This is a genomic window from Stenotrophomonas sp. YJH_SMC_29 (assembly GCF_059371235.1).
This window is the reverse complement of record NZ_JCAFUK010000001.1, coordinates 554,142-568,740: the sequence shown is the minus strand read 5'-3', so window position 1 is coordinate 568,740 and position 14,599 is coordinate 554,142. Positions and strand designations below refer to the sequence as shown.

The 14,599-nt window shown below is 67.5% G+C and carries 10 protein-coding genes and 1 riboswitch; of the genes, 6 read left to right on the top strand and 4 right to left on the bottom strand.

Features of this window, described 5'->3' with window-relative positions; translation table 11 throughout:
- Positions 1-106: 106 nt before the first annotated feature.
- From AC5P9I_RS02710 to AC5P9I_RS02700, 3 genes are all read left to right on the top strand, one after another.
- Positions 107-829 carry a helix-turn-helix transcriptional regulator gene (locus AC5P9I_RS02710; RefSeq protein ID WP_049468825.1) on the top strand — a complete coding sequence of 241 codons (723 nt, stop codon included), beginning with the start codon at positions 107-109 and terminating at the stop codon, positions 827-829.
- An 82-nt stretch (positions 830-911) separates the two neighbouring features.
- Positions 912-2,279, top strand: coding sequence for an amino acid permease (locus tag AC5P9I_RS02705; RefSeq protein ID WP_049468828.1), 1,368 nt, complete (start codon positions 912-914; stop codon positions 2,277-2,279).
- A gap of 103 nt (positions 2,280-2,382) precedes the next feature.
- Positions 2,383-2,793 carry a VOC family protein gene (locus AC5P9I_RS02700; RefSeq protein WP_053461053.1) on the top strand — a complete coding sequence of 137 codons (411 nt, stop codon included), beginning with the start codon at positions 2,383-2,385 and terminating at the stop codon, positions 2,791-2,793.
- A gap of 87 nt (positions 2,794-2,880) precedes the next feature.
- Here AC5P9I_RS02700 and gcvP read toward each other — a convergent pair whose 3' ends face one another.
- Positions 2,881-5,748, bottom strand: a complete 2,868-nt coding sequence (gene gcvP, locus AC5P9I_RS02695; RefSeq protein WP_049468830.1) for an aminomethyl-transferring glycine dehydrogenase — start codon at positions 5,746-5,748, stop codon at positions 2,881-2,883.
- A gap of 62 nt (positions 5,749-5,810) precedes the next feature.
- Positions 5,811-5,913, bottom strand: a riboswitch (glycine riboswitch).
- A 300-nt stretch (positions 5,914-6,213) separates the two neighbouring features.
- On the opposite strand from gcvP, the gene AC5P9I_RS02690 reads away from it, so the two are divergent.
- The 3 genes from AC5P9I_RS02690 (at position 6,214) to AC5P9I_RS02680 (ending at position 8,953) form a co-directional block, all read left to right on the top strand.
- A complete protein-coding gene (locus AC5P9I_RS02690) occupies positions 6,214-7,440 on the top strand; it encodes a multidrug effflux MFS transporter (protein WP_049468834.1) in 1,227 nt (408 codons plus the stop codon).
- A 141-nt stretch (positions 7,441-7,581) separates the two neighbouring features.
- Positions 7,582-8,478: a siderophore-interacting protein gene (locus AC5P9I_RS02685; protein WP_049468831.1), complete on the top strand. Its 897-nt coding sequence runs from the start codon at positions 7,582-7,584 to the stop codon at positions 8,476-8,478.
- An 82-nt stretch (positions 8,479-8,560) separates the two neighbouring features.
- Positions 8,561-8,953 carry a hypothetical protein gene (locus AC5P9I_RS02680; RefSeq protein WP_057493454.1) on the top strand — a complete coding sequence of 131 codons (393 nt, stop codon included), beginning with the start codon at positions 8,561-8,563 and terminating at the stop codon, positions 8,951-8,953.
- A 471-nt stretch (positions 8,954-9,424) separates the two neighbouring features.
- On the opposite strand, the gene AC5P9I_RS02675 is transcribed toward AC5P9I_RS02680, so the two are convergent.
- The 3 genes from AC5P9I_RS02675 to AC5P9I_RS02665 all read right to left on the bottom strand — a co-directional run bounded on the left by AC5P9I_RS02675 (position 9,425) and on the right by AC5P9I_RS02665 (position 14,491).
- Positions 9,425-11,389, bottom strand: a complete 1,965-nt coding sequence (locus tag AC5P9I_RS02675) for a M2 family metallopeptidase (protein ID WP_049466912.1) — start codon at positions 11,387-11,389, stop codon at positions 9,425-9,427.
- 688 nt (positions 11,390-12,077) lie between these two features.
- Positions 12,078-13,727 (bottom strand): phosphoethanolamine transferase, encoded by a 1,650-nt coding sequence (locus tag AC5P9I_RS02670; RefSeq protein ID WP_235644546.1) that lies wholly within the window; start codon positions 13,725-13,727, stop codon positions 12,078-12,080.
- On the bottom strand, positions 13,724-14,491 hold the full coding sequence (locus tag AC5P9I_RS02665) for a phosphatase PAP2 family protein (protein WP_049467489.1): 768 nt from the start codon (positions 14,489-14,491) through the stop codon (positions 13,724-13,726). The genes AC5P9I_RS02670 and AC5P9I_RS02665 overlap by 4 nt, the downstream gene beginning before the upstream one ends.
- Positions 14,492-14,599 lie beyond the last annotated feature (108 nt).

Below are 14,599 nucleotides of genomic sequence, written 5' to 3'. Positions count from 1 at the left end.
GCTCCGGATCGTCAAGGGGAGCCACCACACTGGGACCGGTCCCGTTAAACCACGGTCCGGCAAAGGTGAACGTACGGGCAAAAGCAGGCTCGGGTATGCTTGCCGCATGCGAGTCGAGCCCGCCGACATCGAAGCCCTGTTCGACGCCATCCCGGATGTGCTGTTCTTCATCAAGGACCGCCAGGGGCGTTACACCCACGTCAACCAGACCATGCTGCGGCGGCTGGGCCTGCGCGCGCGCAAGGACGTGATCGGGCGTACCGCAGCCGAGATCTACCCGACCGGCCTCAGCGCCGACTACGTCGACCAGGACGCCCGCGTCCTGTCCGGCGAGGTGATCGAGAACCTGATGGAGCTGCACCTGTTCGCCAACCGCGAACCGGGCTGGTGCCTGACCTGCAAGCGTCCGCTGGTGGTTGATGGCGCCATCGCGGGCCTGATCGGCATTTCCCGCGACCTGGGCCAGAAGGACAGCCTGGGCACCCAGTACGAACAGCTGCGGCTGGCGCTGGCCCATCTCAACGCGCACTACGCCGAGAACGTGCGCATGCAGACGCTGCTGGACATCACCGGCTTCTCGCTGTCCAAGCTGGAGCGCAGCTTCCGCAAGGTGTTCCAGATGACCCCGCAGCAAGTGCTGACCCGGCTTCGGATCCAGATGGCCATGCACCTGCTGCATGGCGACGACAGCATTGCCTGCATCGGCCAGGCCTGCGGTTTCAGCGACCAGAGCGCGTTCACCCGCAAGTTCAAGGCTGAAACCGGTTTCTCGCCGCGTGCCTATCGCGCCCGTATCGGCGGTGGTATCGGCGAGCCGGCGCTGGCCTGAGCCGGCTGCTGCGCTGTGCCTATCCGGGCAGGCACGGGACAGGGTAAGGTGTCGCCCCTGTAGCCCGCCGCCAGCCCCGCCGATGCCCAACTCGATTCCGACCGCTTCGCCGTCCCGCCTCGGACATTCGCTCAAGCCCCGCCAGCTGATCATGATGGGCCTGGGCAGCGCCATCGGCGCCGGCCTGTTCCTCGGCTCGGGCGTGGGAGTGCAGGCCGCCGGGCCGGCGGTGCTGGTGTCCTATCTGGTGGCCGGCGCGCTGGTGATCATCGTCATGAACGCGCTGGGCGAGATGGCGGCGGCCAAGCCGACCAGTGGCGCGTTCTCGGTCTATGCCGCCGATGCCATGGGCGCCACCGCGGGCGCCACGGTGGGCTGGCTGTGGTGGGTGCAGCTGGTGATCGTGATCGCCGCCGAAGCGGTGGGCGCGGCCGGGCTGCTGGCGACGGTCTGGCCGGCCGTACCGGTGCCGATGGCGGCGTTGGCCTTCATGCTGTTCTTCACCGCGATCAACCTGCTGGGGGTGAAGAACTTCGGCGAGTTCGAATTCTGGTTTGCCATCCTCAAGGTCGCGGCGATCCTGGCGTTCATCGCCATTGGCGTGGCGCTGCTGATGGGATGGCTGCCGCAGGTGACCTCCCCGGGCCTGAGCAACTTCACCGAACACGGTGGTTTTGCACCGAAGGGCCTGGCCGGGATCGGCGCGGCGCTGCTGGTGGTGGTGTTCGCCTTCGGCGGCACCGAGATCGTGGCCGTTGCCGCAGCCGAGACCGAAGACCCGGAGCGCAGCATCGCCCGGGCCATCCGCACCGTGGCCTGGCGCATCCTGGTGTTCTACATCGGCTCGCTGAGCGTGATCATCGCGGTGGTCCCGTGGACCAGCGAGGCGCTGAAGTCGCCCTTCGCCGCCGTGCTGGACATTGCCCGTATTCCGGGCGCGGGCACCGCCATCACCCTGATCGCGGTGATCGCGCTGCTGTCGGCGCTCAATGCCAACCTCTACGGCGCCTCGCGCATGATGTACTCGCTGGCGCAGCGCCGCGAAGCGCCGGCCGTGCTGGGCTGGACCGATCCGCGCCAGGTGCCGGTGATTGCCGTGCTGGCCAGCGTGCTGTTCGGTTTCGCCGCCACGGTGATGGAACTGCTGTTCCCCGACCGGGTGCTGCCGGTGCTGCTGAACATCGTCGGTTCCACCTGCCTGCTGGTGTGGACGCTGTCGCTGGTGTCGCAGCTGGTGCTGCGCCGCCGCGCGGATCGGCGTGGCACCCGGCTGCCGTTCCGCATGGCCGGCTTCCCGTGGCTGACCTGCTGTGCACTGGCGATTCTGGCGCTGATCTTCGGCCTGCTGCTGAGTGAATCGCACACGCGCCTGCAGTTCCTGTCGATGGTGGCGCTGACGGCCACGATCGCCGCCGGCAGCGCCATCGCCCGGCGCATGCGCGAGGCTTGATGGGGGGTGCCGGCCGGCGGCCGGCACTACCACGGGGGCTGCACATCCGCCGTGCCATCCTGATCGTGTAGGCCGTCAACGGCCTGTCGACCAGGAGTACCGCATGCTGCGCAGCCGTCCCTTCCTGATGTTCACCGGCCAGGCCGAGGCCGCGCTGGCCCTGTACGCCGAAGCCTTTGCCGATTTCCGCCTGCTGGCCCTGCAGCGCCATCCTGACGGTGCCGGCGCTGGCGTGTCCGGCCAGGTCCGCCAGGCCATCTTCCTGCTCGGCGGTACCCACTACCTGTGCTTCGACAGCCTGGACGTGCACGATTTCACCTTCTCGCCGTCGATCTCGCTGTTCGTCGAGTGTTCCGGTGCCGAACAGTTCGAGCGCGCGGCACGCGTGCTGGGCGAGGGCGGGCACTGGCTGATGCCGGTGGGCGAGTACGATTTCAGCAACCGCTACGGCTGGGTGCAGGACCGCTTCGGCGTATCGTGGCAGTTGAGCCTGGGGCAGATGCCGGACCCGTGATTATTGTGGGTGTGGACCTTGGCCCACACGCCCTTATGAGAACGGCCCGCTTTCGCGGGCCGTTTTGTCATCCGATGCAGCGGGGAATCACGCCTCGACTTCATCATCCTTGTAGGCATCGACCGGGATGCAGGCGCACATCACGTTCTTGTCGCCGTACACGTTGTCCACGCGCGCCACCGGCGGCCAGTACTTGCTCTGCTTCAGGCTGGCCAGCGGGAAGGCGGCCAGCTCGCGCGGATAGGCGTGGGTCCACTCGCTGGCGGTCACCGCGGTGGCAGTGTGCGGCGCGTTCTTCAGCGGATTGTCCTCGCGGTCCAGCCGGCCGTCTTCGATCGCGGTGATTTCCTCGCGGATCTGGATCATCGCGTCGACGAAACGATCCAGTTCGTGCAGCGACTCGCTCTCGGTCGGTTCGACCATCAGCGTGCCCGCCACCGGGAAGCTCAGGGTGGGGGCGTGGAAGCCGAAGTCGATCAGGCGCTTGGCCACGTCCTCGGCGCCGATGCCGCTGGTCTTCTCCAGCGGGCGCACGTCGAGGATGCACTCGTGGGCCACCAGGCCGTTGCGGCCGGTGTACAGCGTCTTGAAGTGCGGCGCCAGGCGCTTGGCGATGTAGTTGGCGTTGAGCTGCGCGACCTGGGTGGCCTTGCGCAGGCCTTCGCGGCCCATCATCGCGATGTACATCCAGCTGATCGGCAGGATCGAGGCGCTGCCGAAGCTGGCCGCGCTGACCATGCCGACCGGACCGTTGTCACCCAGCTTGCCCGGCAGGAACGGCGCCAGGTGCTCCTTGACCGCGCACGGGCCGACGCCCGGGCCGCCACCGCCGTGCGGGATGCAGAAGGTCTTGTGCAGGTTCAGGTGCGATACGTCCGAACCCCACTTGCCCGGCTTGGCCACGCCGACCAGCGCGTTCATGTTGGCGCCGTCGGTGTACACCTGGCCGCCGTGCTTGTGGATGATCTCGCAGATCTCGACCACCTCTTCCTCGAACACGCCGTGCGTGGACGGGTAGGTCATCATGATCGCGGCCAGGCGGTCGCTGTACTTCTCAGCGTTGAGGCGGATGTCTTCGACATCGACGTTGCCGTTGGCATCGGTCTTGGTCACCACGACCTTCATGCCGCACATCTGCGCCGAGGCGGGGTTGGTGCCGTGCGCCGAGTCCGGGATCAGGCAGATGTCGCGATGGCCTTCGCCGCGCGAGCGGTGGTAGGCGCGGATCGCCAACAGGCCGGCGTACTCACCCTGTGCACCCGAGTTCGGCTGCAGGCTGACCGCATCGTAGCCGGTGCATTCGACCAGCATCGCTTCCAGCGAGTCGATCAGTTCCTTGTAGCCCAGCGCCTGGTCGGCCGGCACCAGCGGATGGATCTGCGAGAACTCCGGCCAGGTCACCGGGATCATCTCGGCGGTGGCGTTGAGCTTCATCGTGCACGAGCCCAGCGGGATCATCGTGCGGTCCATCGCCAGGTCCTTGTCGGCCAGCGAACGCAGGTAGCGCAGCAGTTCGTGCTCGCTGTGGTGGGTGTTGAACACCGGATGGGTCAGGAACGCGGACTGGCGCAGCAGGCCGGCCGGCAGTGCGTCGGCGGTGCTGGCATCCAGCGCATCGATGTCGGCCTGCGCGCCGAACACGGCGGCCAGCGCGACCACGTCGGCGCGGGTGGCGGTCTCGTCCAGGCTGATGCCGACCGAGTCGCTGTCGATCGCGCGCAGGTTGTAACCGGCGGCGCGTGCCTTGGCGTGGATCTCATCGGCATGCACGCCGGTGATGTGCAGGGTATCGAAGAAGTCGCCACCGACCTGCACGCCGGCCTTGCGCAGCGCCGCGGCCAGGATCGAGGCCAGGCGGTGGGTGCGGCGGGCGATGCGGGTCAGGCCTTCCGGGCCGTGGTAGACGGCATACATCGAGGCCATCACCGCCAGCAGGACCTGTGCGGTACAGATGTTGGAGGTGGCCTTCTCGCGGCGGATGTGCTGCTCGCGGGTCTGCAGGGTCAGGCGATAGGCCGGGTTGCCCTGGGCATCGATGGAGACACCGATCAGGCGGCCCGGCATCGAGCGCTTGTAGGCGTCACGGCAGGCCATGAACGCGGCGTGCGGGCCGCCGAAGCCGAACGGCACGCCGAAACGCTGGCTGTTGCCGACCACGATGTCCGCGCCCCATTCGCCGGGTGCGGCCAGCAGGGTCAGCGCCAGCAGGTCGGTGGCCACGGCCACCAGGCCGCCGCGTGCGTGCACGGCCTCGACCAGGGCCTTGTAATCGCCGATCTGGCCGAAGGTGTCCGGGTACTGCAGCAGCAGGCCGAAGGCTTCTGCTTCCAGTGCCTCGGCCGGGGTGCCGACGCGCAGCACGATGCCCATGGGCTCGGCGCGGGTGCGCAGCAGTTCCAGGGTCTGCGGGTGCACGGCATCGTGCACGAAGAAGGTGTCCGACTTCGACTTGGCGGAACGCTTGGCCAGGGTCATCGCTTCGGCCGCTGCGGTCGCTTCGTCCAGCAGCGAAGCGTTGGCGATTTCCATGCCGGTGAGGTCGGCGCACAGGGTCTGGAAGTTGATCAGCGCTTCCATGCGGCCCTGCGAGATTTCCGCCTGGTACGGGGTGTAGGCGGTGTACCAGGCCGGGTTTTCCAGGATGTTGCGCAGGATCACGTTCGGCGTGTGGGTACCGTAGTAGCCCTGGCCGATGAAGCTGCGCAGCACGGTGTTCTTGTCGGCGATCGCACGGATCTTCGCCAGTGCCTGCACTTCGGTCATCGATTCGGGCAGTGCCAGCGGTGCCGGCGACTTGATCTTGGCCGGCACGATGGCATCGGTCATCGCATCCAGCGACGCGTGGCCGACGACGTCGAGCATCTGCGCGATCTCGGCATCGTTGGGGCCGATGTGGCGCTCGACGAACGCATTGTGGTGCTCGAGCTCACGCAGGGAAGGGGTGTTCTGGGACATGGCGAAGGATCCGTCAGGAAAGGGCACACGCACGGGCACAAGCCGCCGGTCGGCGGTCTGCGGGGCGCCCCTCTGTCCTTTTGCCTGAGAGTTTGGAAGCGCGGAAAACCGCGGCTTCGTGCCCCTTCGGCGCCGGATCGAACCGGTCTCTCCAGAGTTCTGTTACGGGTGGTATCGGGCCTGAGCGATTACGGGCGTTGCGCCTTCGGCAGCGGTGTTCCGCTTCTCCCACCGTGTTGCCTGCCGATTATAGCCCGTTGCGGGCCCGCCGGCCGCCTCCGGGGCCGGCCGCCGCGCCTGAATGGCCGATGGCCCGGCCATGCGTTTTGTGCACCGCTGCATGGCATCGGGCGCAATCCCCACCTATCATGGCTGGATACCCGAATTCATCTGGCGCCGTCCCTGCAGAAGGGGGACCGGCGCCCGCCGTGCGTGCCACGCATGGCCCTGCCGGACGCCTTCATCATGACCGCCGCTGCTGCTCCCTCCACCCGCCGCATGGCCCTGCTGCTTGCCGGCCTGGCCATGTTCGGCCCGTTCTCGATCGACACCATCTTCCCGGCCTTCCCGCAGCTGGCGCAGCGCCTGGCGGTGGACGAGGTGGCGGTGCAGCAGACCATCAGCGTGTACCTGCTGTTCTACGGCCTGATGAGCCTGGCGCACGGCCCGCTGTCCGATGCGTGGGGCCGCAAGCGGGTGATCCTCGGCGGCCTGGTAGTCTTCGCCGGCGCCTCGGTGGGCTGCGCGCTGTCCACCGACCTGACCACGCTGCTGGCGTTCCGCGCGCTGCAGGGCCTGTCTGCGGGCGTCGGCATGATCGTCGGCCGCGCGGTGATCCGCGATCTCTACCATGGCCACGATGCGCAGCGCTTGATGAGCCAGGTATCGATGCTGTTCGGCATCGCACCGGCGATCGCGCCGATCATCGGCGGCTGGATCCTGCTCAGTGGCGCGGGCTGGCCGCTGATTTTCTGGTTCCTGGTGGTGTTCTCGCTGGTCCTGCTGGTCGCCACCGCACGCTACCTGCCGGAGACCCATCCGCTTGCAGCACGTGTGCCGCTGTCGCCGCGCGTGCTGCTGCGCGACTACGTGCGCATCGGCTTCAACCCACGCTTCCTGCGCCTGGCGCTGGCTGGCAGCATCGGCTTCGGCGGCATCTTCCTCTACATCTCCTCGGCGCCGGTGTTCGTGATGCAGCACCTGCACCTGGGCGAGGGCGGCTTCGCCTGGCTGTTCATTCCCACCATCGGCGGCATGACCACCGGCTCGTTCCTTTCCGGGCGCATGGCCGGGCACACCACGCCCACCCGGCAGGTGTCCATCGGCTTCGGCCTGTGCGCGCTGTCGGTGCTGCTGAACGTCGGCTACGTGGCGCTGTCGCCGCAGTTCGTGCTGCCGTGGGCAGTGCTGCCGATCTTCCTCGGTGGCATGGGCATGGCGCTGATCTTCCCGATCCTGGCGCTGGCGGTGCTGGACATGTACCCGCACCAGCGCGGCCTGGCCTCGTCGCTGCAGGCGTTCGTGCAGCTGATGATCAGCACCGTGGTGGCCGGCGTGGTGTCGCCGCTGCTGAGTGCCAGCCCGCTGCACCTGGCGTTGGGCCAGGCCGGGTTCTTCGGCGCCGGCTTCGTGTTCTGGTACTGGGAACACCAGCGCGAACGCGCGGCGCAGGCGGCCTGCACGGGCCATTGAGCAGCACGCAGGGGTAGGGCGGGCGGTGGCGCCCGCAACGCTTGCGACGGGAAATCACCGGGCTAGGCTGGGCACTCCAGCCAGCCGGTGCGCGGATGCACCACAGCCAGCCGATCCGATGCCGTTGCATGAGGTTTCCCGATGGCTGCGCAGCAGACCTACCGCCTGTTCGAGGTGGCGCTGAAGGAGCGCCGCGTTCTTTCCCCTTCCCTGGATCGCATGGTGTTCACCGGTGCCGACGTGGCGCGGATGAAGACCGAAGGCCCGGACCAGCGCATCAAGGTGTTCTTCCCCTTGCCTGGCCAGCGGGTGCCGCAGGTCCCCAGCGGTGCGGACTGGTACCGGCGCTACCGGGCGCTGCCGGATGATCAGCGCCCACCGATGCGCACCTACACACTGCGCCAGTTGCGCGCCGAGCAGGGCGAGGTCGACGTCGATTTCGTCCTCCACGGCGAGACCGGGCCAGCGTCGCGCTGGGCGATCCACGCACGCCCGGGCGACCGGGTGCTGCTGCTGGCCCCGGACGCCGACTGCGCCGACAGCAGCGAGGGCTGGGAATGGAAACCGCCGGTCGGCGTCGGCCAGGTGCTGCTGGTGGCCGATGAAACCGCGCTACCGGCGGTGGCCGGCATCCTCGAGGAACTGGCGGCCAGGGTGGATCCGCCGCGCACGCTGGCGCTGCTGGAAGTGGCCCAGGCCGGCGACGCGGTGCGCCTGAAGGCACCGGCCACGGCCGAGCTGGTCTGGCTGCCGCGCGGGCGGGCCAGCTACGGACAGCCGCTGCTGCAGGCGGTCCAGGCGCGCCTGGCCGCCGCTCCCGGCGGGGTAGCGGGGGAGGCGCTGGAGGAGATCGACGTCGATACGCAGATCCTCTGGGAACAGGCCGATTCCCGCGTGGCCGGTCCGCTGTATGCCTGGGTGGCGGGCGAGGCGGGGGCGGTGATGGCGATCCGGCGCCACCTGCTGCGCGCGTGCGGGCTGGATCGCCGCGCGATCACCTTCATGGGCTACTGGCGGCAGGGCAGGGTGCTGGATTGACCGTGTCGAACCGGGGCCGCGTGAAACGGCCTGGCCGGCGGGGTGGGTTATCCTTGCGCCCCCCTCGCCGCGGTACCGCACGATGTCCACCACCTCCAAGATCCGCCGCGACCAGCGCCGTCGCCAGGAAAAGCAGGCCGCCAACAAGGCCGCCGCCCAGGCGTCGCCGGTGGAGCCGCATGCCGAACTGCGCGACGCGCAGCGCACCCTGCTGGCCGGTGTCGTGCGCCGCGACGGCGAATGGGTGCTGGGCATGGATGGCCGTATCGCCGGCCACAGTGACTCCGCCGCGCAGGTCCTGGCGCTGATCATGCAGGCCGGTGAACTGCACGAACGCAATGGCACGCCGGTGCGCCTGATGTACTCCGATGCACTGCGTGATGCCGCGCAGGCCGAAGCGAAGGAGAAGGGCCAGACGTTCGAGGAGTTCAAGGCGGAGCTGGCTGCGGCGATGGCCGCGAAGAAGGACAGCTGATCGCGGTTGGGATAGCGCCGGCCGCTGGCCGGCTGCCAGACGGATTTCCACCGTGCAGTTGCCGGCCAGCGGCCGGCACTACCAGAATGGGACGGATCCTCGCGGACCCGCCCCTTTTCTCATTTCGCCGCCGGGGCCGCGCTGGCCTGCCAGCCGCACACCTAGCCTTTGCTTGATCGCTGTTCCGGTAGAGCCGGCCGCTGGCCGGCTGCCAGACGGATTTCCACCGTGCAGTTGCCGGCCAGCGGCCGGCACTACCAGGAAGGGGCGGATCCTCGCGGACCCGCCCCTTTTCTCATTTCGCCGCCGGGGCCGCGTTGGCCTGCCAGCCGCACATCTGGCCTTTGCTTGATCGCTGTTCCGGTAGAGCCGGCCGCTGGCCGGCTGCCCGCGGGGTCTTCATCGCGTAATTGCCGGCCAGCGGCCGGCACGACCAGGAAGAGGCGGATCCTCGCGGACCCGCCCCTTTTCTCATTTCGCCGCCGGGGCCGCGTTGGCCTGCCAGCCGCACATCTGGCCTTCGTTCTGCTGCTTGAGCCACTCGTTGACCGGGGTGAAGTACTCGATCATCGGGCCGGCATCGAGCTTGTCGGTGCCGGTCAGCTCCTTCAGCGTGGCCTGCCACGGCTGGCTGGCACCCTTGCTCAGCATCGCCCAGTACTTCTGGCCGGCTTCCTTGTTGCCGTAGAAGGTGCACTCATGCAGCGGGCCCTTGTAGCCGGCCGCATCGCACAGGCCCTTGTAGAACTGGAACTGCAGGATGCGCGCCAGGAAGTAGCGGGTGTAGGGGGTGTTGCCCGGCACGTGGTACTTCGCGCCCGGGTCGAAGAATTCTTCGCCACGGGTGCTGGCCGGGGCCACGCCCTGGTACTTGGCCTTCAGGTCCCACCACGCCTTGTTGTAGTTGTCGGCGGTGATCGAGCCATCGAACACGCCCCAGCGCCAGCGGTCGATCATCAGCCCGAACGGCAGGAACGACACGCCCGACAGCGCCATGCGCATCTGGTTGTTGATGACCGCTTCGCGGCTTTCGGTCGGCGCATCGACCAGGCCGATCGAGCTGAGGTACTTGGGCGTCATCGCCAGCACGATGGTGTCGCCGATCGCTTCGTGGAAGCCATCGTTGGCACCGCCCTGGAACAGCGGCGGCAGCGGGTTGTAGGCCAGGTCGTAATAGATGTGGCCCAGCTCATGGTAGATGGTGGTGAAGTTCTCTTCGTTCGGCTTGATGCACATCTTGGTGCGCACGTCGCCTTCCATGTTCATGTCCCAGGCGCTGGCGTGGCAGACCACGTCGCGGTCATCGGGCTTGATGAACTGGGTGCGCTCCCAGTACGACTGCGGCAGCGACGGCATGCCCAGCGACACGTAGAAGTCCTGCGCGCGTTCGGTCATCTGCCTGGCGGTACGCAGTTCGGCCTCGCGCTGCGCCTTGTACTGCGCGGCGACGTTGGCGTCCTTGCCGGCCTTGGCCAGCGCCGCGCTCAGGTTGGTCTGGTACTGCTTTTCCAGTGCCGCGGTGATGTCCAGGCTGCCGGCGCCGGGGTACGGTTCCAGCTGGTCCCACAGGTTCGACCAGTCCTGCTGCCACATGTTGCCCAGCAGGTGCGCGGCGATCAGGCCGTTGCCCACTTCGGCCTTGTCCTTGCCATAGGTCTTGTCCAGCTTGCCGCGCGCGTAGCAGTGCAGCTGCTCGTACATCGGCTTGACCTGTTCCCACAGGCGATCGGTTTCCGGGCCGATCTGCTCCGGCGGCATGTCATAGCCACTGCGCCACATCTGGCCGGCATCGGTGAAGCCCATGCCCTTGGCGCCTTCGTTCACCAGGCCGACGAACTTCTGGTAGTCGCCGCGCATGCCCTTGGTGGTGCTGTGCCAGCCCTGCCAGGCGTCGAGCTGCTTGTCGTAGTCGCGGCTGCGCGCCAGCACCTGCTCCAGCTCGCCCAGCTGGCGGCAGGAGTTGGGATCGTTGGCGTCGGTGCAGTACTTGCCCGCACCGTAGCTGCCTTCCATGCGGGTGGCGATCTGGGTCAGCTCGGCCAGCTTGGCCGGATCGCGCGGCGCCGGCATCGAGGACATCAGCTTCAGCAGGTGGATCGCGCGCTTGCTGTCCTCGCTCATCGGCTGGCCGTCGAACTTCGCAGCCTGTTCGATCCAGCTGTTGAGCTGGGTCAGCGAGCGCTCGTTGGCCTTGGCCGCGATGCGCTCGGAATCACTGTTGATGTAGGTGGAGGACAACCACTGCGCCGAGGTCATCTCCGGGTAGGCGGCCTTGAACTCGGCATTGATGCGGGCCACGAACTGGTCGGCGGTTTCGCCGGCCGGGGCGCTGCTGCCGGCGGTATCGGTGCCTGGGGCAGCTTCCTTCTTGCAGGCAGCCAGGGCCAGCGTGGCAACGGCGATTGCCGAAGCCAGCAGGAGATGACGGTGTTTCACGGGCGATCCTTGGGTGGTGAACGACGGCCGAAGGCTAGTGGGCAGCCGCTGCCACCGCAAGTGGCGGAAGTCGGCCGGGCGGCGCCCGGCACCCGCAGAGGCCTTCAGGCAAGGGCAAAGGCAGAAGCAACAGCAACAGCGGACTATTCTTGGTTTGGCGGGGCGGTGTCGGAGTGCGGGGACGCCGCAAGTACGTCCGTGTAGGCTTGGCAGCCGCTTGCTCGTGTGCGCTTTCCTGCGCACACGGCAAGACCGGGGTTGGGCGTCCTGCCCAACCCGCCCGAGGCATGCCTCGGGCCCATGCGGCTGACACCCCGCACTCCGACACCGCCCCGCCTCTGACAGATTCCGTGTGCTGTCGGTAGGTGTCGACCTTGATCGACACATCTGTCAGATATCGACAATCAAAATGGGGTCGGATCCGTTTTCCTACGGAAAACGGATCCGACCCCATCGGCATGTCCAACAGATCGCGGAAAACTGTCGAAGGCGGGGTGGGTCCGGTGGCGGGAGTGTCCGCGGCATGGATGCCGCGGCCAAGCCCCCAAGGATGGGTTTACGGCGTCTCCCGCCACCGGACCCACCCCGCCATCCCTCAGGAAACCCGCTTCTGCTGTTGCTGTCGAGGCTGCCGGCCAGCGGCCGGCACTACCGCGGGTGCAGGGCTGCAAGCCCTGCCGGACACCCCTCAACCTTCGCAGCTGGCGAACACGTCGCGGTCGCGGTCATACAGCGAGGTCTTCACCTGCATCAGGCCCAGCACCGACGGGAACAGGTTGTCGTGGTCGGTATAGGCCGCCGAGCGCTTGCGCACGCATTGCAGGTCCAACCCGCGGCTGCTGGCAAAACCCGGGGAGAACCACATCGTCATCGGTACCCGGGTCTGTTCGGCCGGGGCGATGGCGTAGGGCACGCCGTGCAGGAACAGGCCCTTCTCGCCCAGCGACTCGCCATGGTCGGACAGGTAGATCATCGCCGTGTCGTAGTCCTGCATGCCCTGCAGCGTGCCGATGGTCTTGGTCAGGAAGTGATCGGTGTACAGCACGGCATTGTCGTAGCTGTTGGTGATCTCTTCGCGCGAGCAGCGGCCGATGTCACGGGTATCGCAGGTCGGGGTGAAGCGACGGAATGCAGGCGGATAGCGCTCGAAGTAGGCCGGTCCGTGGTTGCCCAGCTGGTGCAGCACCACCACCCGGTCGCCGGGCCTGGCCCGTACCTGGGTGGCCAGGTCCTGCAGCAGGATCTCGTCCATGCAGCGCCCATCGGCGCACAGGCCCGGCGTGGTGGCATCGGACAGCGACTGGAAGTCCAGGCCCTCGCACACGCCCTTGCAGCCGGACTGGTTGTCACGCCACAACGGCGCGATGCCGGCGCGATTCAACACGTGCAGCAGCGACTGGTGTGCGCGGATCTTCTTCTCGTCGTAATCGTGGCGCCCCCACGGCGAGAACAGGCACGGCAGCGAAACCTCGGTGCTGGTGCCACACGAATGCATGTCCGGGAAATTGATCACGCTGGCCTGCGCCAGTTCCGGGGTGGTGTTGCGGCCGCCATTGAGTCCCCAGTTCTGCGCGCGCACGGTTTCGCCCATGACGATCACCAGCAGGCGCGGCTTGCTGGCCGGCGCTCGCGGCGTGGCCTTGGCATCGGTTCCGATCGGCAACTTCGGTGCGCGCTGCACCGGGTTGTCGCCACGCAGTGCACGCGGCATGCCCAGCAGCACATTGGCGGGCGTGGCGAGGTAACGCACTTCGCGCTGGTTGCGCATCAGCGCCGAGACATCCTGGAACGAGATCAACGCGCCGCCGACGGCGGTCACTGCGGCTACTGCAAGGAAGCCCAGCCGCCACAGCAGGCTGCGGCCCCAGCTGCGCCGGCGCAGCTGCACGCGCCACAGCACCAGCATCGGCAGCACCGCCAGCAGCAGTACCGGCCATATCAGCGACACGGTCATCAGCTCGCGGCTTTCCTTGGGGTCGGTCGCCAGCACGTTGCGCAGCATGTCCGCATCCAGGTAGATGTGGTAGCGGCCCATGTAGTGCGCGGCGAACGCGGTCACCAGCAGCAGCAGGCTGATCACCACCTTGGCATTCCAGCGCCAGACCAGGATGCCGAGCAGCACGCCGTGCGCACCCAGCAGCAACAGCAGCAGCGACAGCGCGTAGCGCAGGCTGCCCGGGTGGCTGGCCATCGCGCTGTGCCAGAACAGGCCGTTGCCGGCCACCGCGAAGAACAGGCTGGTGAACGTGATCAGTGCTTCGGTGGACAGCTGTGGCCGCCAGTGGCGAAGACCCGCCAGCGCAGACGGGCGGGCGGGGCGTTGGACCGATGCACTCATGCGTTTGCCTCCTGGCGGTTGGGATGGTCCAGCTGACGGCGTGTCAGGACGCGTTTGACGATCAGGTACAGGCCCAGCGAAAGCAGCCAACAAATCAATGCAGTGGCAACGTCATGCGAAAGGAAATGCGCCCCCCGGAGCTGCTGGCTGATGCCGAACACCAGGCCGGTGCCGAGGCCGATCCACAACCCAGCCCAGCGCCACGACGGGCGCCACAGCAGGGCGAAATAGTACAGGCACAGCCACGCATAGCCCGCGCTGGCGTGGCCGGCAGGGAAGCACGCCTGGGCGGCCATCCCGGCCGGGCGCTGCGTGAAAAGGCCGATATAGGGCTGATGGCCACCGTAGCGCAGCAGGTCCCAGGGACAGTCCATCGGCACCAGGGCCTTCAGCAGGGAGATCACGCCCGTCCCCAGCGCCATGGCAATTACGACATAAAGCAGCGCCCATCGCAGGGTGCGATCGCCTCCCTTGCGCCAGTGGTGCACGCACAACAGGATCGCGACCAGCGCCGCCGACGTGCTCAGCCATTTGCCGGCCTTGTGCACCACCGCGCGGGTGACCCAGGCGTCCTGCAACGCCCAGTGGCCACCTTCAAGGCGGAACAGGTGATCGGCCACCCATTGATCGCCGCCGAAACCCATCAGCACCGTAAACACGGGCAGACCGATTGCGACAGGCAGCCAGAAGTGAGTTACGGCGAATCTTGACGCCAGTGGCGATGTCGCAGGCGGTGCAACCGCATCAATGGGACGAACGGGCATGCTGAGGGAAGGCGGTTCGGGAATCCGCAGTCATGCTCGTCACCTTGATGTCGGAGAAGGGTCGGACGCTCGTTCGCGCCGGGTTAATGATTCCCCGGTGCATGTCAA